6 protein-coding genes are annotated in these 26,386 nt (G+C 47.5%); all 6 read left to right on the plus strand.

The window, feature by feature from the left end; genetic code table 11:
* Positions 1-104 precede the first annotated feature (104 nt).
* The 6 genes from tycC (at position 105) to BBR47_RS14185 (ending at position 26,334) form a co-directional block, all read left to right on the plus strand.
* On the plus strand, positions 105-19,568 hold the full coding sequence (gene tycC / locus BBR47_RS14160) for a tyrocidine non-ribosomal peptide synthetase TycC (RefSeq protein WP_015891086.1): 19,464 nt from the start codon (positions 105-107) through the stop codon (positions 19,566-19,568).
* A gap of 83 nt (positions 19,569-19,651) precedes the next feature.
* The gene (locus tag BBR47_RS14165; RefSeq protein ID WP_015891087.1) at positions 19,652-21,433 is read left to right on the plus strand and encodes an ABC transporter ATP-binding protein; all 1,782 of its coding nucleotides are present in this window, start codon (positions 19,652-19,654) and stop codon (positions 21,431-21,433) included.
* A 2-nt stretch (positions 21,434-21,435) separates the two neighbouring features.
* Positions 21,436-23,235, plus strand: coding sequence for an ABC transporter ATP-binding protein (locus BBR47_RS14170; protein WP_041749419.1), 1,800 nt, complete (start codon positions 21,436-21,438; stop codon positions 23,233-23,235).
* Complete coding sequence (locus BBR47_RS14175; RefSeq protein WP_015891089.1) at positions 23,232-23,924, plus strand: 4'-phosphopantetheinyl transferase family protein; 693 nt, start codon at positions 23,232-23,234, stop codon at positions 23,922-23,924. Before BBR47_RS14170 ends, BBR47_RS14175 begins: the two co-directional genes overlap by 4 nt.
* Positions 23,925-23,969: 45 nt before the next feature.
* Entirely contained in the window at positions 23,970-24,698 is a 729-nt protein-coding gene (locus BBR47_RS14180) for a thioesterase II family protein (RefSeq protein WP_015891090.1), read from the plus strand.
* Between the two features lie 52 nt (positions 24,699-24,750).
* A complete protein-coding gene (locus tag BBR47_RS14185; RefSeq protein WP_015891091.1) occupies positions 24,751-26,334 on the plus strand; it encodes an alpha/beta hydrolase in 1,584 nt (527 codons plus the stop codon).
* The last annotated feature ends 52 nt before the right edge of the window (positions 26,335-26,386 follow it).

A 26,386-nucleotide genomic window follows, 5' to 3' on the forward strand; every position in this document is an offset into this window, starting at 1 on the left:
CGGGCGACATGAGAAATGCGATTTCCTCCAATAAAAGCTGGGACATCTCGCTTTTATTGGAGGAACCCTCTTTAAATCGATAAATTACTGAGCTGAGGTGCAGAATGAATAAACAGGAAAATATTGCCAAAATTTACCCGTTAACCCCATTGCAAGAGGGTATGTTGTTTCATGCTGTCAAAGATACAGGCAGCAGCGCCTACTGCCTCCAGATGTCCGCAAAGCTCCAAGGTGATTTTCAGCTGTCCATTTTTGAAAAGAGCATGAACAAGCTCATAGAGAACTATGAAGTTTTGCGCACTGTATTTGTTTATCAAAACCTGCAACGGCCTCGACAGGTTGTTTTTAAAGAGAGAAAAGTTACCGTTCATTTCGAAAACATTGCTCATTTGCCAATAGATGATCAGAACGATTACATAAAAGCGTATACCAACCAGCAGCATACGTTTGAGCTGACGAAAGACGTCTTGATGAAAGCAGCCATTTTCCAAACGGAGGCGAACCAGTATCAGTTCGTTTGGGCGTTCCACCATATCATCGTCGACGGTTGGTCTTTGGGTGTATTGCTTCATAAGCTGCTTGGGTATTATGCCGCCATACGTAAGGGTGAGGCTGTTCCGCGGGAAGCAACCAAACCATACAGCGAATATATCAAATGGCTGGATAAGCAAAATAAAGAAGAAGCACTTACTTACTGGCAGAAATACCTGGAAGGCTATGACCATCAGGCTGATTTCCCTAAAAAGAAGAATGTAGCGGAAGATGGCAATTATGTACATGTGGAGAATCTTTTCACCATCGCACCTGAAAAGACTCAGCAGCTGATGCAGATTGCCAATCGGAATCAAGCTACGATGAGCAGCGTGTTTCAATCTCTTTGGGGTATTTTGGCGAGTAAGTACAAAAATTCGGACGATGTGGTATTCGGTTCTGTTGTATCAGGTCGTCCGCCAGGGATTCAGGGCATTGAGAGCATGGTTGGATTGTTCATTAACACGATCCCAACCCGCGTGCAAACAAACAGAAAACAAACCTTCAGTGGGTTGGTAAAAACAGTTCAGAAGCAAGCCTTGGCTTCTGCTGCTTATGATTTCGCTCCATTGTACGAAATTCAGAGCAAGACGGTACTGAAACAAGAGTTAATTGATCATCTGGTGACGTATGAAAACTACCCGGATGATGCTTCGAATGATCGAGAGGATTCCTTAGGCTTTCAGTTCAACGTGGAAAATGGGGAAGAACAGACTTCCTATGATTTTAACGTTGTAGTAGCGGTCGCACCTTCGAATGAGATGTATGTGAAACTGAGCTATAATGCAGCAGTTTATGAAGAGTCATTCATGAACCGAGTAGAAGGTCACTTGAAAACGATCATCGAGCAGGTTATTCACAATCCGAATGTACTGCTTAATGACATCGGAATCATCACGGATGAGGAAAAACAGCAATTGCTGGTAGCTTATAACGACACAACCGCTGATTATCCACGCGATAAAACGATTTTCGAGCTGATCGCGGAGCAGGCAAGACAGACGCCATCGAAAGCTGCGGTTATTTGCGGGGAGGATCGCCTTACTTACCAGGAGCTTCAGGAGCGTTCCAACCAGTTGGCCAGAGCTCTGCGTGGGAAAGGAATTACCCAAGGCAGTATCGTCTCCATTATGGCGGAGCATTCACTCGAGCTGATCGTGGCTATTATGGCCGTTCTAAAATCAGGCGGCGCCTATTTGCCGATTGATCCCGAGTATCCGATAGAGAGAATTCAGTATTTATTAGATGACAGTCAAACGAAGATTCTTTTGACACAGTCTCATCTTCAAGAAAAAGTCGAGTTTGAGGGCGATATCCTCTACCTAGACAATCCTTCCTTGTTTGAAGGCGACAGTACGGATCTTGACAATTCATGCAAACCGGACGATTTGGCATATATGATCTATACTTCCGGGTCCACGGGGAATCCAAAAGGAGCGATGATTACCCACCAAGGTCTAGTCAATTACATCTGGTGGGCCAACAAGGAGTACGTCCAGGGTGAAGCTGTAGACTTTCCGCTATACTCTTCCATTTCGTTTGATTTGACTATCACCTCGATCTTCACGCCGCTTCTGTCGGGCAATACGATCTATGTCTACAGAGGAGCAGATAAGGTACAGGTCATTTTAGACATCATCCAAGATAATCAAGTGGGAATCATCAAGCTGACGCCAACACATTTGAAGCTGATAGAAGAAATAGATGGAACAAACAGCAGCATCCGACGGTTTATTGTTGGTGGTGAGAACTTGCCAACCAAGTTGGCGAAGAGAATCTATGAGAACTTTGGACAGAATGTCAAGATTTTCAATGAGTATGGACCTACCGAAACGGTTGTCGGCTGCATGATTTATTTGTACGACCCGAAGAAACCGATCCAAGAATCGGTACCAATAGGCGTACCGGCAGACAATGTTCAGCTCTATCTGCTTGATTCCTCCATGCAGCCGATACCCGTTGGTTCCGCCGGTGAAATGTACATCGCCGGAGATGGCGTCGCTAAAGGGTATTTCAACAGACCGGAGCTGACTGAGGAAAAGTTCATCGATAATCCGTTCCGCCCGGGGACCAAAATGTATCGAACTGGCGATCTGGCGAAATGGCTGCCCGACGGCAATATGGAATACGTGGGAAGAATCGACCATCAAGTCAAAATTCGTGGGCATCGGATTGAGATGGGCGAAATTGAGACGCGTTTGGCGCAGCATGAGTGGATCAAGGAAGCTGTCGTCATCGCTGAAAAGGATGACAGTGGTCAAAATGTGCTCTATGCCTACATGGTTTCCGAGCAGGAGTTGACCGTATCTGAACTACGAGAGCATCTGGGAAGTACGCTTCCTTCCTACATGATCCCGTCCTTCTTTGTCCGTTTGGAGGAAATTCCGCTGACGGCCAATGGAAAGGTAGAGCGGAAGAAATTGCCGAAGCCTGATGGTGCAGTTGTTACGGGAACAGCGTACGTCGCTCCTCAGAATGAAACGGAAACAAAATTGGCTGAGATTTGGCAGCAGGTCCTCGGGGTTAGCCGTGTAGGCGTTCATGATCATTTCTTTGATTTGGGCGGACATTCACTGAAGGCTATGACTGTTATCTTTCAAGTCTCCAAAGCGTTGGAAGTGGATTTGCCTGTAAAGGCACTGTTCGAAAATCCAACCGTATCCGAGCTCGCTGCTTTTCTCTCGAAATCGGGGAAAAGTAAGTACACAGCCATTCAACCGGTTGAGGTCAAAGAATTTTATCCCGTATCTTCCGCTCAAAAAAGAATGTACATCCTTCAGCAATTTGAAGGAAGTGGCATCAGCTATAACATTTCAGGTGCAATGCTTCTGGAAGGAAAGCTGGATTACGATCGTTTTGCGAACACGGTCAAACGACTGGCGGAGCGCCACGAAGCCTTGCGCACTTCCTTCCACCGTATCGATGGTGAACCTGTACAGAAAGTGCATGAGGAGGTAGAAGTACCAATCCTGATGCTGACGTCTACGGAAGATAAGGCGGAGCAGATCATGCGCGATTTCGTCCGTCCTTTTGACCTCGGAATCGCTCCGTTGATTCGAACAGGCTTGGTCCAGTTGGGCGAAGACCGTCATTTGTTTATGCTCGACATGCACCATATCATCTCGGACGGTGTTTCATCCCAAATTTTGCTGAGTGAATTTGCTAAGTTGTACCAAGGGGAAGCCTTGCAGCCTCTTTCTCTCCAATACAAGGATTTCGCAGCCTGGCAAAATGAGCTGTTTCAGACGGATGTGTACAAGAAGCAGGAGCTCCATTGGTTGAATACGTTTGCTGATGAAATTCCTTTACTCAATTTGCCAACGGATTATCCGCGCCCAACCATTCAAAGCTTTGCAGGGGATCTAGTCCTTTTTGACACAGGAAAAGAATTGACCGAGCGTTTGCGCAAGGTAGCAGGAGATACGAGTACCACCCTGTATATGGTTTTGCTCGCCGCTTACCATGTTCTCCTGTCCAAGTATTCCGGTCAAGAGGACATCATTGTAGGTACGCCTGTCGCTGGTCGTTCCCATGCCGACGTGGAAAGCATCATGGGGATCTTTGTGAATACGTTGGCGATGAGAAATCAGCCTGTGAGCGACAAAACCTTTACCCAATTCTTGCAAGAAGTGAAACAAAATGCGCTAGCGGCCTATGACAATCAGGATTATCCATTTGAAGAGCTGGTGGAAAAGCTGGCGATTCAACGTGACATTAGCCGAAACCCTTTGTTTGACACCATGTTCTCTCTGGAAAATGCGAATCAGCAGTCTCTGAAAATCGAGCAGCTTACAGCAGCTCCATATGAGTTATTTAACAAAATTTCAAAATTCGATCTTGCTTTGAATGCGAGTGAATCGCAATCCGACATTCACTTCCAATTCGCATTTGGAACGAAGCTGTTTGCAAAAGAAACCATCCAAAAAATGGCCCATCATTATCTGGAAATCTTGCGTACTATTTGTGCACAGCCGAATGCCAAGCTAGCAGAAATAGACATGATGACAGAAGCAGAAAAACGTGCTCTCCTCCTGAATGTTAACGATACTTTTGTCGAGCGTTCCGCCGATCAGGTTTTGCACCAATTGTTTGAAGAGCAAGTAGTGCTTACGCCAGATCAAGTAGCCGTAGCCTATGACGGATACACCTTGACCTATCGCCAGTTGAACGCCCGGGCCAATCAAGTCGCTCGTATGCTACGGAGCAAAGGAACGCAACCAGATACGTTGATCGGCATTATGGTAGACCGTTCCATCGAGATGGTTGTGAGCATGTTGGCCGTGTTAAAAGCGGGTGGTGCGTATACGCCAATGGATCCTACTTACCCGCCAGAAAGAATCCAATACATGCTCAGCGACAGCAAAGCTCCCATTCTACTGACACAGCGCCATTTGAAAGAGACCGTGGAGTATACAGGAGAAATCATCGATGTAGACGATGAAGCCATTTATGCAGGGGACGACACCAATCTGGACAATGTGGCTGGCAGGGATGACTTGGCCTATGTCATCTATACATCTGGATCGACCGGAAATCCCAAAGGGGTAATGATCTCGCACCAGGCGATTTGCAATCACATGCTTTGGATGAAGAATGCCTTTCCACTTCTTACAGAGGATGCTGTCTTGCAAAAAACGCCGTTTTCCTTCGATGCTTCCGTATGGGAATTTTATTTGCCACTGATCACGGGCGCGCGCCTGGTATTGGCAAAGCCAGACGGACATCGCGACATCGCATACATGACTCGAATGATCAGAGAAGAGAAGATCACAACGTTACAGATGGTACCTTCCTTGCTGGATCTGATCATGACCGAACCGGGATGGAGCTCTTGCACGAGTTTGCAACGCGTGTTCTGCGGTGGAGAAGCATTGACAGCTGCCCTTGTTTCGCGCTTTTACCAGACGCAAACGGCACAGTTGATTAATCTCTATGGCCCTACTGAATCTACGATTGATGCGACATACTGGATTTGCCCTCGTTTGCCGGAGCATAGCGTGATTCCCATTGGCAAACCGATTGATAACGTCCGCTTGTATGTCGTAAATGCGAGCAACCAGCTCCAGCCTGTGGGGGTTGCAGGAGAACTGTGCATTGCTGGCGATGGTTTGGCCCGCGGCTACTGGAATCGTGAAGAACTGACAGAAGCCAGCTTCATTGACAATCCGTTTGAACCGGGGAGCAGGATGTACCGTACGGGAGACATGGTAAGGTACCTAGCCTGCGGCAACGTGGAATATCTCGGACGCATCGACCATCAGGTAAAAATCCGAGGCCACCGGATTGAGCTGGGTGAGATCGAAGCAAGGCTTTTGCAGCATGAATGGATCAAAACGGCCATCGTCCTTGCCCGTCCAGATGAAAAAGGGCAAAACAACTTGTACGCCTATATCGTTTCTGATCAGGAAATGAAGACAGCTGATCTGAGAGCTTACTTGGCTTCCCATTTGCCATCTTATATGGTTCCTTCTTATTTTGTTTATTTGGAGAAGCTGCCTCTCACGGCAAATGGCAAGGTAGATCGCAAAGCATTGCCTCAACCTGAGGGAGCATCCACATCTGAAATTGTGTATGTAGCGCCGCGCAATGAAGTGGAAGCCACGCTTGTAGACATTTGGCAAAGTGTCCTTGGCCAAAATCCAATCTGGGTACACGATCATTTCTTTGAGTTGGGCGGACACTCCCTGAAAGCGATGAACGTCATCTCTTTGATCCATCGTACCCTTCAGGTAGATGTGCCGTTGAAAACACTGTTTGAATCACCAACGATCGCTGACCTGTCGGCATACATCGCTACTGCTGGCAAAGGCAAGTATACGACGATTGAGCCCGTCCAAAAGCAGGAGTATTACTCCGTGTCTTCTGCACAAAAGAGAATGTTTATTCTCCGACAAATGGAAGGCGCAGGCATCAGCTACAACATGCCGGGAATCCTGTACATCGATGGCAAATTGGATACAGAGCGTTTGCAGCAAGCGCTCAAGAGTGTGGTGAGACGCCATGAATCTCTGCGTACCTCATTCCACTCCATGAAAGGAGAGACAGTTCAGCGCGTACATGAAGATGTCGAGCTGGATATCTCGTTGATGGAGTCAACAGAGGGAGAGCTCAAACAAATCGTTGAACAATTTATTCAACCGTTTGATTTGGAAAAAGCTCCACTGATGCGCGCTGGACTGGTCAAACTGGCTCCGGAACGCCATCTTTTCATGCTGGATTTGCACCATATTGTGGTGGATGGTGTATCGATTGGCATTCTTGTTCAAGAGCTTGCGCAGCTTTATCACGGCGAAGAGCTGCCAGAACTGAGCATTCAGTACAAGGACTTTGCCCATTGGCAGAATCAATGGTACGAGACGGATGAGTTTACTGCTCAGGAAGCCTATTGGATCGATACCTTTACGGGAGAAATTCCTGTATTAAATCTTGCAACGGATTATCCGAGACCTTCTGTAAAAAGCTTTGAGGGTGAGCGATTGGTTTTCGGCTCCGGTGCCCTTTTGAAAAAGGAATTGAATCGACTTGCCCATAGTACAGGAGCTACGCTCTACATGGTTCTGCTGGCAGCCTACCATGTACTTCTCTCCAAATACTCTGGACAAGAGGACATTGTTGTTGGCGCGCCTACTGCCGGCAGGTCCCATGCTGAAACGGATTCGATCATCGGTATGTTTGTCAACACACTAGCATTGCGAAACGAGCCTGTGGGGACGAAAACCTTCCTTAGCTTTTTGGCAGAAGTGAAAAACAATACGCTGAAAGCCTTTGAGAATCAGGATTATCCATTAGATGAGCTGATCGATAAGTTGAACATTCAACGGGATCTGAGTCGGAATCCTTTGTTTGACACCGTTTTTATCTTGCAAAATATGGATCAGAAGCCGTTCGAAATGGAGCAACTGACGTTTACACCGTATATGGCAGAAGTGAATCAGGCCAAGTTTGATCTGTCATTAGAGGCGTACGAAGAAGACGAGGAGATCGTCTTTAGCCTTGATTATTGCACCAAATTGTTTACACGAAAAACGATTGAAAACATCGCGGCACATTTTATCCGAATCCTTCATGCCGTTATTGAGCAACAAGCCATTCCGTTGTCCGAAATCACGATGCTTTCGGCTGAAGAAAAGCATCGCTTGTTAGTAGAATTCAACCAAATGCATAAGGAATATCCGCAAAACAAGACACTACATGAGCTGTTTGAGGAGCAAGTGGAGAAAACTCCACTGGTTGCTGCCATTGAAATTGGCGGTAAGCAGATGTCCTATCGCGAATTAAATGAGCGCGCAAACCAGCTTGCCGTTACCTTGCGTGAACGGGGAGTAAAGGCTAACCAATTCGTAGGAATCATGGCAAACCGTTCTATGGAAATGGTTGTGGGAATCATGGCCATTTTGAAAGCAGGTGGAGCCTATGTGCCGATTGATCCCGAATATCCAGAAGATCGTGTGGCCTACATGCTTGAGGATTGCGAAGCCCGTCTGGTGCTTACCCATAAACATCTTGGAGCTAAGCTCGCTTCTAGTGTGAGAGTGGAATGCTTGTATCTGGAGGAAGAGCACAACTATTCTCCTAACCGTTCGAATCTCGAGCCGATTCAAACCGCTTCTGATTTGGCTTATCTCATTTATACGTCGGGGACAACAGGCAAGCCAAAAGGAGTAATGATCGAGCATCGGGGCATTGTCAACAGCGTGTTGTGGAAAAAAGAGGAGTATCAGTTTAGCGTCCAGGATAGAAATCTGGTGCCTTTATCCTTTGCGTTTGATGGTTTTGTTCTTTCCTTTTTTACACCGATCCTTTCCGGTTCAACCGCCGTCTTGGTGAAGGATGAAGAAGCCAAAGACCCTTTATCTCTCAGAAGACTCATTGCAGCTGCGCGATGCACGCAAATGACATGCGTGCCAAGTTTATTCCAAGCGATATTGGAATGCGGTTCTGCTGCGGATATCAGCTCCCTGCAAACCGTCACACTAGGGGGCGAAAAAGTATCGGCTCAGCTCGTTGAGAAGAGCAACAAACAGAATCCGCAACTGGTCATCGCCAATGAATACGGTCCGACAGAAAGCAGTGTCGTCGCCACGTGGCAGCGAATTTCGCAACTGGATTCTACGATAACGATCGGACGTCCCATTGCCAACACCAGCATCTATATCGTGGACAAATTTCATCAGCTACAGCCAATCGGCGTCGTCGGGGAAATTTGCATCGGTGGCCATGGTTTGGCACGTGGATATTGGAACAAGCCGGAACTCACAGCAGAGAAGTTTGTTTCCCATCCTTATTTGGAAGGCGAGCGCATGTACAAGACGGGTGATCTAGGAAAGTGGCTCCCCGACGGTACGATTGAATTTATCGGTCGCTTGGATGAACAGGTAAAAGTAAGGGGATATCGGATTGAAATAGGCGAGATAGAGTCGGTGATGCTCTCCTATGAAAAGCTGATTTCGGCTGTGGTGATTGTCCACGAGGATCAGCAGGGCCAATCGTCCCTTGCTGCTTATTACACGGCGGAAGAAAAGCTTGAAGTCTCGAAACTGTGGTCGTATCTGTCGAAAAGCTTGCCGTCTTACATGATTCCTGCGCACTTGGTCCAGCTCGATTTTCTCCCACTTACGCCGAATGGAAAGCTCGATAGGAAAGCTTTGCCGAAACCAGAAGGCAGACCTGTAACGGGAGCAGAATATGTGGCGCCAGCAAGTCCTCTGGAAAGCAGGCTGGTAGAGATTTGGGAACATGTGCTTGGGGTAACCGACATCGGCGTTCTCGACAACTTCTTCCAGCTAGGTGGGCATTCCTTGAAAGCCATGTCGCTCGCCGCACAGATTCATCGAGAGTATCAAGTCGAGCTTCCACTCAGTGTGCTCTTTGCGACACCTACCATTCAGGCATTGGCATCGTATATCGAAACAAGTGGAAAAGACACGCATGTACCGATTCATCCTGCACCGTGGCAAGAATATTATCCCGTTTCTTCTGCACAAAAAAGGATGTTTGTCCTGCGCCAGTTTGAAGGCACAAGTACAGTCTATAACATGCCGAGTGTGATGTTTATTGAAGGCGACTTGGATCACGCACGCTTTGAAACCGCGATACAGGAGCTGATCAAGCGACACGAATCGTTGCGGACATCCTTCCACACAGTGAACGGTGAGCCTGTTCAGCGTGTACATGAGGCAGTCGAACTGAATGTGCGCTATGAGGATTTGACCGAAGACCAAGTCGAGCAAACCATCGAAACATTTGTGCAAGCATTTGATCTGGAGAAGGCTCCGTTATTGAGGGTCGGACTCTTCAGATTAGCAGAGAATCGACATCTTTTCCTGATGGATATGCATCACATCATTTCGGATGGCGTCTCTGTTGGAATCATCATGGAGGAATTCTCGAAGTTTTATCGAAACCAATTATTACCAGAGTTGTCTATTCAATACAAAGATTTTGCTGTCTGGCAGACTGATCTGTTCCAAACCGACATCTATACAAAGCATGAGAACTATTGGTTGAAGTCCTTTGCGGGTGACATTCCGGTACTGAATCTGCCCGCCGACTATTCTCGCCCGCTGGTTCAAAGCTTTGAGGGAGATTGCATTTCGTTCCACACAGATAAAACGTTGATGGACGATTTATACAAGCTCGCCCATGAGAACCAAACCACGCTGTTTATGGTCTTGCTGGCGGCTTACAATGTACTCCTTTCTAAATACAGCGGTCAAGAAGACATCGTAGTGGGTACGCCGATTGCTGGTAGATCTCATGCGGATGTAGAAAAAGTCTTGGGGATGTTTGTCAACACGTTGGCCTTGCGAAACTACCCTGACGGAACGAAATCGTTCCAGGCATTTTTGGAAGATGTCAAACAGAATACGCTGCAAGCATACGCTCACCAGGACTATCCATTTGAAGCGCTGGTCGAAAAATTGGAAATCCAGCGGGATCTCAGCAGAAACCCACTGTTTGACACCATGTTTATTTTGCAAAATCTGGACAAAAAAGCTTATGAGCTGGATGGGCTGAAATTTGAGGCCTACTCCGGAGATGGGCAGCAAGGCAACGCCAAATTCGATCTCACACTGGAAGCGCATGAAGATGAGACAGGAATTCATTTTAGTCTCGTGTACTCCACAAAATTGTTCCATAGAGACACGATGGAAAGAATGGCAGGTCATTTTCTTCAGGTGCTACGAGGAGTCATTGCAGACCAAACTGCGGCGTTGCATGAAATCGACTTGCTCGGTGAGGAAGAAAAACATCTCGTAACGGTTGCATTCAACAACACGTTTGCCGCGTATCCACGCGAAAGCACGATACAGGAGCTGTTCGAGGAGCAAGTGAAAAGAACGCCTGAACATGCTGCAGTTGTGATGAACGAGCAGATGCTGACGTATTGGGAGCTGAACCAAAAAGCGAACCAGATCGCAAGTGTTCTTCGCCGATTGGAAGTAGGAAGAGACAGCGTTGTAGGGATGCTGGCAGATCGCTCTCTCGAGATGATCACAGGCATTATGGGGATCATCAAAGCGGGAGGCGCCTACCTAGGGATTGATCCAGAGCATCCAGCTGAGCGCATTTCTTACATGCTCGAAGATGGCGGCGTGAAGGTTGTTCTTGTTCAACGACATCTGTTGCATCTCGTTGAAGAAGGTCTCATTCCAATCATTTTGGAAGACGAGAGCCTGGAGCAAGCAGATGCCAGCAATCTGACCAACCTCAATGACGCCAAGGACTTGGCCTATGTGATGTACACGTCGGGTTCAACGGGTAAACCAAAAGGAGTCATGGTCGAGCATCGCAATGTCACCCGATTGGTGAAACATACCAATTACGTTCAGGTACGCGAAGAAGATCGCATGATTCAAACGGGCGCTATTGGCTTCGACGCCATGACGTTTGAGATTTTCGGAGCTCTGCTGCATGGTGCTAGCTTGTTCCTGGTTAGCAAGGATGTTCTATTGGATGCGGAGAAGCTGGGTAGCTTCCTGCGAGAGAATCGGATTACCACAATGTGGTTAACCTCACCACTGTTTAACCAACTCTCGCAAAATAACCCGGCGATGTTTGAAGGCTTGCGTGCGTTAATTGTCGGTGGAGAAGCGTTGTCTCCGAGACACATCAACAAAGTGAACAGCGCCCATCCAGCTCTGGAAATTTGGAACGGGTACGGCCCGACCGAAAACACAACCTTCTCGACATGCTATTTGATTGAGAAGGAATTCGAAGACAATATTCCGATTGGGAAGCCGATCACGAACTCCACAGCTTATATCGTGGATCGCTACAATCAGCCGCAGCCAATTGGGGTGCCGGGTGAATTGTGCGTAGGTGGAGACGGGGTAGCCAGAGGCTATTTAAACAAGCCGGAATTGACTGCCGAGAAGTTTGTCCCGAATCCGTTCGTTTTAGGTGAAAACATGTACCGCACAGGGGATTTGGCGAGATGGAAGGCGGACGGAACGATCGAGTATTTGGGTCGTATCGACCAACAGGTAAAGATCAGAGGCTATCGGATCGAGCTTGGGGAAATCGAGACCGTTCTGACCAATCTCGAAAAAGTAAAAGAAGCTGTCGTTACGGTACTGGATGATACAAACGGCCAAAAAGCTCTCTGCGCTTATTTTGTTTCAGAAGAGGAACTCGACGTAGTAGAGCTGAGAGAGGCTATATCCAAAGAATTGCCTAGCTACATGGTGCCAGCCTTCTATGTCCAAATGGAAAAACTGCCTTTGACTGCAAACGGGAAGGTCAATCGTAGAGCTTTGCCTGAACCATCTGGAGATCGGGTACAAGGCTCCACATATGTCGCCCCACAAAATGCAACCGAACAGAAGCTGGCTGAGATTTGGCAAGAGGTTCTGGGTATTCATCCGATAGGCATTCACGATAACTTCTTTGAACTGGGTGGACATTCTCTCAAGGCAATGAATGTAATCACGCAGGTGCACAAAGCATTTCAGGTAGAACTTCCGTTAAAAGCCCTGTTTGAAACTCCTACGATCCATGAGCTAGCTGCTTATATCACTGCGAGTGAAATGGAACAGTTCGAGACCATTCAACCGGTAGAGCACGCTGACTTTTATCCAGTCTCGTTCGCACAAAAAAGAATGTATATCCTGCATGAGTTTGAAGGAAGCGGGATCAGCTACAACGTGCCAAATGTAATGATAATAGATGGCCATCTGGACTACGAACGCTTTGAATATGCGATCCGAACACTGGTAAAACGACATGAATCCTTGCGAACATCCTTCCATTCGAAAAATGGGGAACCCGTGCAACGAGTCCATGAGGATGTCACGCTGCTCATCGGTATTTCTGAGGCGACAGATGACCAAGTAGAGCAACGGATTCAGGAGTTGGTCCAGCCGTTTGATCTGGAAGTGGCTCCGCTGTTCCGGGTTGACTTGATCAAACTGGGAGCAGAACGACACTTGTTCTTCATGGATATGCACCACATTATCTCCGATGGTGTATCGCTTGCAGTCATCGCCAAGGAGTTCGCGAGCTTGTACGAGAAAAATCAGCTCCCAGACATGCGCATCCAGTACAAAGATTTTGCTGCTTGGCAGACGAAGCTGGCCCAGTCTGAGCGTTTCCAAAAACAGGAGGATTATTGGACGAATGTCTTTGCAGGGGAGCTCCCATTACTCAACCTGCCAAATGATTTCCCAAGACCTACTGTTCAAAGCTTCGAAGGCGACACGGTAGCGATCGGTACAGGAAATCACTTGCTTGCGGAGTTGCGACAACTCGCTGCAAATACGGGCTCCACACTGTTTATGGTGCTTTTGGCTGCCTACAATGTGCTGCTGTCCAAATACACAGGACAGGAAGAAATCGTTGTCGGTACACCGATTGCAGGTCGATCCCACGCAGATGTAGAACGAATCGTCGGCATGTTCGTCAACACGCTTGCCCTGAAAAATGTGGCAGGAGGCGACCTGACCTTCCGCGAGTTTTTGGGTGATGTGAAACAAAATGCGCTGCATGCGTTTGAACATCAGGATTATCCGTTTGAACATCTCGTAGATAAGCTGCAAGTACGGCGCGATTTAAGCCGAAATCCGCTGTTCGATACGATGTTCAGCCTGGGGCTTGCGGACTCGTCTGCATTAGAAATTGCAGGACTCAACATGTCCGCTTACCCGGTAGATGGCAAGATCGCAAAATTCGATATCGCGCTGGATGCGATGGAACAACAAGATGAGCTTCTCGTGCAGTTCAGCTATTGCACGAAGCTGTTTGCAAAAGAATCGATTGATCGCATGGCGACTCATTACATCCATCTTTTACAGACGATCATTGCCAATCCAGATCGCAAGCTGGCAGAGATCAGTGTCTTGTCAAAAGATGAGATGGAGCAAATGCTGCATGATTTCAATGCAACAAATGTAGCTTATCCAACGAACAAAACGTTCCAGGAGCTATTCGAAGAGCAGGTCGAAAAAACACCGAATCAGGTAGCTGTCATCTGCGAGGATGAACAGCTAACGTATCGGGAATTGAATGAAAAAGCGAACCAGCTCGCGCGTGTCTTGCGCCAAATGGGAGTCAAGCCAGAGAGCACGGTCGGCATCATGGTAGATCGCTCCTTGCACATGGTAGTAGGGACACTCGGTATTTTGAAAGCCGGTGGCGCCTACGTCCCGATTGATCCAGATTATCCATTGGAGCGTCAAGCATTCATTTTGGAAGATAGCGATGCGAAGCTATTCCTTACCTTGCAAAAGATGAATACACAGCTTGTATTCCCTTACGAAACTCTCTATCTGGATGCAGAGGGCCTGTATCAGGGAGAAGCGAGCAATCTGGAGCCTGTAGCACTGCCGGAACACGCGGCTTACATCATTTATACTTCCGGTACGACTGGCAAGCCAAAAGGAGTCGTGATCGAGCACCGGAGCTATGCGAATGTCGCGTTTGCATGGCAGGATGAGTATCACCTGGATACCTTCCCGGTTCGCTTGCTGCAAATGGCGAGCTTCGCCTTCGACGTCTCGACTGGCGACTTTGCCAGAGCATTGCTCACAGGAGGGCAGCTGGTCATTTGCCCGAATGAGGTCAAAATGGACCCGGCTTCCTTGTACGAAATTATCAAGCGGTATGAAATCACGATTTTCGAAGCGACACCAGCTCTGATCATGCCATTGATGCATTACATTTACGAAAACAAGCTCGACATCAGTCAGATGAAGCTCTTGATCCTCGGAGCAGACAGTTGTTCAGCGGAAGACTTCAAGACCTTGCTGACCCGATTCAGTCATACGTTGCGCATTGTTAACAGTTATGGGGTAACAGAGGCGTGCATCGATTCCAGCTATTACGAAGAAACAGATGTCTCATCCATTCGCTCGGGAACGGTACCGATCGGCAAACCACTTCCGAATATGCAAATGTATGTGATGGATCAACAATTGAATCTTCAACCTGTTGGAGTCGTGGGTGAGTTGTGCATAGGTGGAGCAGGGGTCGCTCGCGGTTATTTGAACAGACCTGAACTGACAGTGGAGAAGTTCGTACCGAATCCTTTCGCACCAGGTGAGCTGTTGTATCGTACGGGTGATCTGGCGAAGTGGCGTGCGGACGGAAATATGGAGTTCCTGGGTCGCAACGATCATCAAGTGAAAATCAGGGGTGTCCGTATCGAGCTGGGCGAAATCGAGACACAGCTACGCAAGCTAGACGGAATCCTGGAAGCAGTCGTGGTCGCAAGAGAGGATCACAGACAAGAAAAGTATTTATGCGCGTACATGGTGGCAGACCATGAGATCGACACAGCACAAGTACGTAAGCAATTGCTAAAAGAATTACCTCAAGCGATGATTCCATCGTATTTCGTCACGCTTGAAGCGCTGCCGCTTACCGCAAATGGGAAGATCGATAGACGTTCCTTGCCGGTACCAGATGTATCTTTACTCAGAACGACAGAGTACGTAGCACCTCGTACGGAGTTGGAAGCGCAATTGGCCCGCGTCTGGGAACAAGTACTGAATGTGGAGCAAGTAGGGGTTCTGGATGATTTCTTTGCAATTGGCGGTCACTCCTTGCGTGCAATGAGTGTGATTTCGAGCATGCATAACGAATATCAAGTAGATATTCCGCTCCGTGTTTTGTTCGAAAAACCGACGATTCAGCAATTGGCTGCATACATCGAAGAGACAGCAAAAGAATATGTCATTTCGATCAAACCAGCACCTGCGCAAGGGTATTACCCTGTTTCATCGGCTCAAAAGCGCATGTATATCCTCCATCAGTTCGAGGGAGTCGGCATCAGCTACAATATGCCTTCGACCATGCTGATCGAAGGGAAGCTGGAACCGGAAAGATTAGAGACAGCGTTTAAGCAGCTGATTGCGCGACATGAAAGTCTTCGTACGTCTTTTGCCGTTGTAAATGGAGAACCTGTTCAGAAGATTCACGAGGAAGTTTCTTTTGAACTTTCGTATACAACGATCACAGAAGACCAGGCACAAGAGGTCCTTTCCTCTCTCGTTCAGCCATTCGATCTGGGTGTAGCGCCGTTGCTTCGCGTACGTCTTTTGCAAATCGGAGAAGATCGTCATGTGCTCTTTACCGACACGCATCACAGCATTTCCGACGGTGTATCCTCCGGCATTCTCCTGTCTGACTTAGTGCAGCTATACCAAGGAGATGTTTTGCCAGAGCTCCGAATTCAGTACAGGGACTTCTCCGTATGGCAACAGGAGCTTTTCCGATCCGATGCCTTCAACAAGCAAGAACATTACTGGGCTCAAGTGTTTGCAGACGAAATTCCAGTGCTAAACCTGCAAACGGATTTCACCCGACCAAGCATTCAAAATTTCGCAGGCGATCAGTATTCCATCGGAACCGGTAAACAGCTCATGGAAGGCTTGAACCAGCTGGCTCGAGAAACGGGAACGACACTGTACATGGTGCTCCTCGCGACGTACAATGTACTGCTTTCCAAGTATTCCGGGCAAGAGGACATCATTGTCGGCACACCGATTACAGGCAGATCCCATGCTGATCTGGAACCAATCGTCGGTATGTTTGTCAATACATTGGCGATGAGAAACAAGCCGCATGCTGGGAAAACCTTCACTGAGCTGTTGCTGGAAGTCAAGCAAAATGCACTAGATGCGTACGCTCATCAGGATTATCCGTTCGAAGAGCTGGTGGAAAAACTCGACATTCCGCGGGACTTAAGCAGAAACCCGCTCTTTGACACCATGTTTACTGTGCAAAACAACTCGGATAATGCTATCGACCTGCACGGCTTGACACTTGCGCCTTTCATGACTGATCAGGCTGGCAACCATTCCAAATTTGATTTGACGTTAATTGCCACAGAAGAGCGTGAAGAGATTCGCATTGGCGTGGAATACAGCACAAGCTTGTTTACGAGAGAAACGATTGAACGGTTAAGCAACCATTTCATGGCTATTGCCCAAATCGTTGTGCAAAATCCGCATATCCGCTTGAGCGAAATTGACATGCTCAAGGCAGAGGAGAAAAAGCAAATTTTCGAGAGTTTCAATGATACAGCTGTCAACTATGTACAAGACAAAACGCTACATCAATTATTCGAAGAGCAAGTAGCGAAGACGCCAAATCAGGAAGCGATTCTCTTTAACGGTCAGTCACTTACGTACAGCAAGCTCAATGAGCAAGCCAACAGACTGGCAAGAGTTCTGCGCACCAAGGGAGTCGGACCTGATCGTCTTGTAGCAGTCATGGCGGAGCGTTCACCGGAGATGATCATTGGCATCCTCGGTATTTTAAAGGCAGGCGGTGCTTATGTTCCAATCGATCCGGCGTATCCGCAAGAACGCATTCAGTACCTGCTTGCGGACAGCAACGCAGCATTGCTTCTCTGCCAGTCCCATTTGTCGGAACTATTGTCTCGCGTGTCGAGCGGTCTGGACTGGCTTGAACTGAGCGCAAAGCATGACGTCGAGATAGATGGCTCCAATCTCTCATCACTCAATCAACCGACAGATCTCGCCTATGTCATCTATACATCGGGAACGACCGGTAAGCCGAAGGGCGTCATGATTCCACATCGGGGAATCGTCAATTGCTTGCAGTGGAGAAGAGATGAATATGGTTTCGGGCCGGGAGACAAGGCGTTGCAGGTATTCTCCTTTGCCTTCGATGGTTTTGTAGCCAGCTTGTTCGCTCCACTTCTCGGAGGTGCTACTTGCGTCTTGCCGAGAGAGGAAGAAGCCAAAGATCCGGTAGCGCTGAAAAAGCTGATTGCCTCAGCGGGAGTCACACATTATTACGGTGTACCGAGTCTGTTCCAGGCGATTCTGGATTGCTCGACTGCTGCCGACTTCTCTCCTCTTCGCTGCGTAACATTGGGAGGCGAGAAATTACCTGCGCAGCTTGTACAAAAAACGAAAGAAAAGCATCCAGCAATCGAGATCAACAATGAATACGGTCCGACCGAAAACAGCGTCGTCACCACCATCTCTCGTTCGATTGAAGCAGGGCAAGATATCACGATTGGACGTCCGCTAGCCAATGTCCAAGTGTACATCGTTGATACACAACATCACTTGCAACCGATTGGCGTAGTGGGAGAGCTATGCATCGGAGGACCCGGACTTGCAAAAGGTTATTTGAATAAACCAGAGCTCACACAAGAAAAGTTCGTCCCGAATCCGTTTGTGCCAGGAGAGCTCATGTATAAAACGGGTGACTTGGTGAAATGGCGGGCAGATGGCACGATCGATTACATCGGTCGAGCAGACGAACAGGTGAAGGTGAGAGGGTACCGCATCGAGATCGGGGAAATTGAGAGCACCATACTTGCTTACGATGGCATCGATCAAGCAGTGGTCGTTGTGCAAGAGGATGAGTTAACTGCTGGACAGTATCTTTGCGCTTATCTCGTCCCAGCAGCAGAGGTATCCGTTTCTGAGCTGAGAAGGCATCTAACGAAGGAACTGCCTGCATACATGGTTCCCAGCTATTTTGTCCAGTTAGATCAACTGCCGCTTTCAGCCAATGGAAAAGTGGATCGCAAAGCGTTACCGAAGCCAAAGCCTTCGGATGCGACCACACGTGAGTTCGTGGCCCCAAGAACTGCGATCGAGTATCAATTGGCTGCCATTTGGCAGGAAGTTTTGGGGATAGACCCAATCGGCATCACTGACCATTTCTTTGAACTGGGTGGACATTCATTGAAAGCAACGTTGCTGGTTGCAAAGGTGTATGAGTACATGCAGATTGAACTACCGTTGAACCTCATTTTCCAGCATCCAACGATTGAGAAGGTAGCGGATTTCATTACGCACAAGAACTTCGAGGGCAACTCCGGTGGTGCCATTCTCTTAAATGAAGAGACGGCGAGAAAAGTTTTCTGCTTTACGCCGATTGGCGCTCAAAGTGTTTATTATCAGAAGCTTGCTGATGAAATCAAGGGCGTTTCCTTGTATAGCTTTGATTTCATCCAAGAAGACAATCGACTGGAGCAGTACATCGAAGCCATCGTGGCGATTGATCCAAAAGGACCCTTTACGCTCATGGGATATTCCTCGGGAGGTAATTTGGCTTTTGAAGTCGCAAAAGAACTGGAGAATCAAGGATATGTCGTGACCGACCTCATCTTGTTCGATTCGTACTGGAAAGACAAGGTGATGGAGCGGAGTCTGGCGGAAACAGAGAGTGATATTGCGCAGTTATTTGCCGAAATTGGAGAGAACACCGAGATGTTCAACATGACACAAGAAGACTTCCATTTGTACGCTGCCAATGAATTCGTCAAGCAAAGCTTCATTCGAAAAACGGTCAGCTACGTGATGTACCACAATCAACTGATCAATACGGGTGCAACGAACGCAACGATCCATCTCATACAATCAGAGCTGGAATCGGGTGAGGATGATCTGGTCGCAGTCAAATGGAATGAAGCCGCTTGGACACAGGCTACGAAACGACTGATGACGTACGAAGGGTACGGAATCCACTCCAGAATGTTGGGAGGAACCTACGTGTCGATGAATGCCTCCATCCTCAGAGACATTCTACAGGAGCTGTTCATTCTGAAATAAGATCACGGCTTTGTGATGATTCCCCTTGGGAACATGGTTTTCAAGGGGAGTTCATCCATTACATCATTGGAGAGGAGCCGCACATGATTTTTACCAAGCAAGCTCAGCACAGAAAGAAAGAGCCCATGTTTGGCTGGGTACTCTCATATGTAAAGCCTTATCGAGGTTGGGTCATGATCTGTATCATTGCCGCGCTTCTTGTGGCGGTCGCAGACATTTGGATGGGAATCCTGATCAAAACCATGGTCGAACATACGAACAACTTCGACAAGCTAGTCAGTATTGCTCTCATCATTTTTTGTCTGACCATCGTCGGTTTTCTCTCAAAATATTTCATCACATATTCGGCAGCTAGATTCAGTTCAAGAGCCATGAGAGATTTGAAAAACAGCATGGCTGCTCATCTTGAAAAAGTCCCCATGTCCACCATGGATAAATATCATTCCGGCGATCTCGTTTCACGCTTAACAACAGATGCCCAAATCTTGCAAAGCTTTTTGCAAAAGCATTTTTTTCAGCTTTTTTATTTGCCAGTTGTTTTTGTCGGAGCTCTTGGACTGTTGTTGACAATCAATTGGAAGTTAATCATCTTCAGCATCGCAATCTTACCTGTCGCCATCGCGATCACAGGGTGGATGAGCAAACCGCTTCAAAAATACTCGGAGCAAATGCAAGATCATCTGGGTCAAACGAACGCAATCGCTCAGGATACGCTTTCCGGCATTCACATGGTCAAAGCTTTTCAATTGGAAGACGTTTTGTATCGTAAATACCATGCGGGTATGAAGCAGGTTTTGACAAATGCGTTCCAGGCAGAGAAGAAACGTGCGTGGATGACAGCACCAGGGATTTTATTGTTTTCTTCCCCCATTCTGTTTTTTGTTGCTTATGGTGGGTACTTGATACAGGCAGGAGAATTGGATCTGGGCAGCTTGGTCATTTTCAGTTATTTGCTTCACTTTATTATCGAACCACTTTCACTCGCGCCCGTGTTGTTTGCCCAAGTACAAGAGACATCAGGTGCGGCAAAGCGGCTGCAAGAAATTTTTTCACAGCCAGTCGAACAAAACGATCAACCTGCGATTCCCGTTGATCCAAAGGCGATTCCTGTACAGTTTGAGAATGTTACGTTTGCCTACGAGCAGGCAAAGATTCTTGATCATGTCAGTTTTACATTACATCCGAACAAGACCATTGCGTTAGTAGGGGCCAGCGGAAGTGGGAAGAGCACCATCATGAAGTTGCTGTGCGGGTTTTATCAAATGGAACCGGGCAACGGAAGATTGAATGTTTTCGGACATTCCATGGCGGATTGGAATATGACGGACATGCGGAGCTACCTTTCCATGGTTTCTCAGGATACGACGCTATTCCCCGTGTCTATTGCGGAAAATATCTCGTATGGACGCATTCACGCGACACAAGACGAGATCATCGCAGCGGCAAAAGCGGCAAATGCCCATGACTTCATCATGGAGCTACCGGAGGGTTATCAAACAAAAGTGGGAGAACGAGGCTCTCGTTTATCCGGAGGACAGAAACAGCGCATCGCGATTGCCCGAGCGATTTTGAAGGACGCCCCGATTCTACTGCTGGATGAACCAACGTCTGCCCTAGATACAGAATCGGAAGCTTTGGTACAGGAAGCGCTGGAAAATGTGATGAAAAATCGGACTGTTCTCGTCATTGCCCATCGACTGTCTACGATAAAAGACGCGGATGAAGTGCTTGTTTTGGAGCAAGGACAAATTGTTGAACGTGGTACACACTATGATTTGCTTGCCCAAGGCGGCGTTTACACCAGATTGTATCAAAAACAGTTTGCCACAGAGATGCATAGCTCGCTGGCTGCAGGAGGGGTATAGGCATGTTCATCCAGAATTTGATGCGGGAACTACGTCAACTCCTGACGTTTATGAAATCGAAAAAGCGAGCGTATATGTTGGGCCTTGTGGGTGACGGAATCGGTCAAGCTGCTGTATTGGTATCCTTGCCTTTCGTGTTCAAGGATCTGACGGATTTTGCGAACACAAAAGACCCTGCGTTATTAACCAGAGCGATTGTCACCATGGCTGTGATGTTCCTTTTGCTGAGTATCCTGTCTCCATTTTTTAGCTACATATATCGTCGATGCGTTCGCGAGCTCATTGCCAACATTCGGCTTCAAGTCTATCAACGTTTGAGCAAGCTGCCGTTCGATTATTATGAGCAGCACCATTCGGGAGATACGATGTCGAGACTGGGCAACGATGTTGTCCTCATGGAAAATGCGTACGCAGAGCAATTGAAAACATTAAGCATCATCCTGCTGTCGCTGATCGGCTCGATCCTAGGAATGTTTGTGATGGATTGGAAAATTGCCGTCGTCCTCTTGCTCGTAAGCGCAGTGACTCTTTATGTAAATACGCTGTTTGCCAAGTCAGTACGGCGCATTGGAGATCGAATGCAGCAGCAGATGGGGATGGGGACAGAAAGATTAAACGATTTTTTGTCTGGGTTGCCCATCATCAAAATGTTTCATTTACATAACGTTGTGACCGCCCGTTACACGGAAGCAAACGAAGAAGTAGCTATGTCTGCCATCAAGCAAGGGCATAAACACGGATTACTGGAAGGGACCAATTTTTTTATCCAATTTGTAAGCTTCGGGGGAATGCTTGTTTTTGGAATCATGATGGTTTCCAAACAAATAATCGGGTTGGGTGTGCTGGTCGCCCTCGTTCAACAACAGATGCTTGTAACACTGGCCTTTCTCCAGCTTGGCCAAGTCATCACAGCGTTGCAGAGCTCGTTAGCAGGCGCTTCTCGGGTCGTCGATTTTCTGAATGAACCTCCCGAACCAGAGGAGTATCACAATAGCACCGACAAACACAAGCATTGTGAAAGCATGCTGAAGCTGGATCAGGTCGTTTTCGGATACAACGATGCTACAAACGTGCTGGATGGTGTTACGTTGCGAGTCGACAAAGGCCAAATGGCTGGGCTAGTCGGAACGAGCGGAAGTGGAAAAAGCACCGTCATGAAGCTTCTGTTAGGGTATTACCCACCTGCTAGCGGAACTCTTTATTTACTGGGCAAGCCCATGGGAGCTTATTCTCTTGCAGAAATTAGAAGCTTGATCTCATACGTGCCTCAGGATGCCTTTTTGTTCGAAGGAACCATCGAAGACAATATCCGCTACGGATGCCTGGATGCTTCGGATGAGGATGTCATCAAAGCAAGTAAAGCAGCGTATGCGCATGATTTTATTATGGAACTGTCAGACGGCTACCAGACCAAAACAGGAGAACGTGGTGCCAAGCTATCAGGCGGACAGCGTCAACGAATTGCCATTGCCAGAGCCATCCTGAAAAATGCACCGATTCTTCTACTGGATGAAGCGACTTCCGCTTTGGATGCAGAATCGGAATATTGGGTGCAGCAAGCATTAACCGCACTTATGAAGGATAAAACAGTCCTCGTTATCGCTCATCGCCTGTCGACTGTAGAGGATGCCGATGTGATTTACGTAATGGATCATGGAAAAGTCATCGAGCAAGGGAGCCATGTTGAGTTAATGCAGCACAACGGCACGTATGCCAACTTGTACGAAGTGCAGCAGCGAAAGGATCGAGCAGAACAAATCAGTAGTCTTGATCTGACAGAAAGGAGAGTGAGTGCTACATGATTGCCATTTATGCTTTGAAATGTCCTGCAGTCATGGAGAAAGACTCGTTCAACCGATTTTTGCAAGCACTACCCGAAGAAAAACGGGAACGGGTCAACCGTTTCAGAAATCCGGCTGATTCCTATCGGGCGTTGCTCGCGGACGTGCTCGTACGCTCTCTGATTTGTGAAGCCTACGAGATTTCCAATGACGAAATCGAGTATGACTACAATGCATACGGAAAACCTTTTTTGAAATCATTTCCCAATTTCTGCTTTAACGTCTCTCATTCTGGGGAATGGGTCGTTTGCGCCACACATGACTCGCAGGTGGGGATTGATGTGGAGCAAATATGCCCAATTGAATTGGATATTGCCACTCATTATTTTGCACCAGCCGAAGTAGAAGATCTTTTGGCAAAACATCCGAATGAACGGGTTTCGTATTTCTATGACCTTTGGACGTTAAAGGAGAGTTATATAAAAGCGAGAGGCATGGGGCTGTCCATCCCGTTGCAATCATTCGCCATAAGAAAAAACCTAGACCAATCGATTACGATATCGCAAAGTGATTCGCGTGAGGCTTGGGCATTTCAGCAGTATGAGATCGATCCAGGCTATAAATTGTCAGTATGCGCGACTACCAATCAGTTTGCTGTTCAAGTAGTCATGAAGGATTTACAAGATTTGCATCAAGCGATTTTTCATTGAAAGATGTCGAGGTAATTTCGTAATGAGGAGAGGGAGGGAAAAGAGATGAAATTGTTTTGCTTTCCATATGCAGGTGGACTTCCTAGCATTTATTACGGGTGGAAACGGGCAGTGTCGCCAGCGTTATTGGAAATGGTTCCATTCGAGGTACGGCCTTCACTTCATAGCGATAGCGTGGTTCTTGCCACCTCGTTTTATGAGGTCTTGGAGGATGTATACAGACGGATTATACCAGAGCTGGGGGAAGAACCTTTTGCTTTTTATGGCCACAGCATGGGTGGATTAATCGCGTATGAACTGACGAGAAAGCTGTTGCAGAATGGAAAGCCACTGCCCCAGCACTTGTTCTTGTCTGCATCCCGTGTGCCACATGCGTACCACAAACTGGTAAAAACATACAACCTGCCGCATGACGAGTTCATCGAATCGCTACGTACACTCGGGGGCACACCCGATGAGGTTTTGGATAATCACGAGATCTTGGAGGTATTTTTGCCTATGATTCGCGCTGATTTCCAGGCCGTGCAAACGTATGAAATGAATCACGAGCTTCCTCAGCAAATCCCGGTCAACATGACGGTTTTGTTCGGGAAAGAAGATTCGATAGAAATCCAAGATATTGTGGCATGGCGAGACTATTGCGGGCGGGAATGCAAATTTTACCCTATGTCTGGTGGGCATTTCTTTATTCATCAGCAAATGAATACGATCCTCGTGATCATTCAAGACACATTGAAGGTAGAACAGGCGGTTGCAATCCGTGCACAATTCTAAACGATTGTGCACGGCAACAATAAATCCTAAGATGAAGGTTGGTGTTTTTTTCATGAATCAGAAAGTACTATCTCGTTTGCTAGCGGCCGTTACATTATCAACGGCGCTGGTCTACCCCCAAGCAGCAAGCGCGGCGGCTCCAGCTCCGGTTTTGCATGATGACAATCCAAGTGGTCATTTTGGTGACTGGTACACAGGTGCGGTTCCTCCCAATGCATCCAAAGACAAGCCCGTGATCCTGTTTGTCCAGGGTCTGCACTCCACCTACAATACTTGGTATACAACAGACGGGTATTATGATGCAGCCTATAACGCCGGGTATCGTACCGCATTTGTGCAACTGAAGGACGCGGATGGTACTGGTGGCAACATGTGGACAAACGGAGCCAAGCTCGCTGAAGTCATTAAAAAGGTTGCAGATTATTATGGTGTTTCCAAAATCAATATCATTGCACATTCCAAAGGTGGCATCGATACACAGGCAGCACTCGTCCACTATGGCGCGCACCCGTATGTCAACGTTGTTCACCAGCTTTCCACGCCAAACAAAGGTTCAGAATTGGCTGATATGGCGTACAGCAATTGGGCAGGATGGCTCGCCGACATTCTTGGCAAAAAAGACGATGCGGTGTATTCCCTGCAAACGTCATATATGGCCAACTTCCGTGCACAGACTGATAGCCGTAGCGAAGTTGGTTCAACTAAGACATACATGGCAGCGGGAACAGGGGATGATGGCTGGTTTAGTGCGACCTGGTTTGGTCATGCGGTTCTTCCTGGTGAAGACGATGGAGCCGTTTCCGTTGAGTCTGCCTTCGGTTTGCCATATGGAATCAAGAGCTTTACAAAGGACGTTTCCCACGGTCAAATAGCGAAAGCCTCACAAACATGGGATCTGGTCAAGCCGAAATTACAAAATGCATCTATGAAAGTACGTGCAAATAAAGTAAGCGAAGACAAATCAAAAGAAGCCACTGTGGAAGAGAGCTCCGTCATTCTCCGCGGCGGCGAAGTGGAAGACACCGCCTCTGAAACATTTTTCCTGGAGAGCGGAATCGATAAGCTGAATCTTGATACGATGACCTCGTCAGAAGATACCATTGTGACCTTGATCAGTCCGTCGGGCAAAAAGTACGAGGCGGATCTTAGTAAAAAAAGCGAGTCGGAGGATGAACCAGGAATATTCCAAGATGCTGTTCATCACTTCATTGAAGTAGAGGAGCCTGAAGCAGGCGAATGGACACTGGAAGTGGAGGGTTCTGACGACGCCTTTTTCATGGTTGGTTCCGTGGATGGTGGAGAAGAAGCGAAAGTAAAAGCGAGCAAAAAAGTATTCAAGAAAGGCGACAAAGCGAAGATTTCGGTCGACCTGGGCAAAAACGAAATTGATCAATCATCATTGGAAAAAGCAAACCTGACTCGTTCCATGAACGGCGAAAAAGCAAGCGTCTTGGATGAAGTGAAGTTTGCCGTAAAAGAAGATGAGCTTACGGGCAATTTTACTGTGCCGACGAAGCCAGGCGTATATAATCTCTCCTTTGACATAACCGGCGTCAATGAGGATGGCGAACCATTTACACGCTCTATTAATTACAATTTTGCGGTAACAAATAGCGATGGAGAATTAGAAAAATAAGAGCAAACCATTTCACGGCCCTGAAAAAGGGTCGTTTTTTTCTGCATACAAA

Source organism: Brevibacillus brevis NBRC 100599, assembly GCF_000010165.1.
Classification (GTDB): Bacteria; Bacillota; Bacilli; order Brevibacillales; family Brevibacillaceae; genus Brevibacillus; species Brevibacillus brevis_D.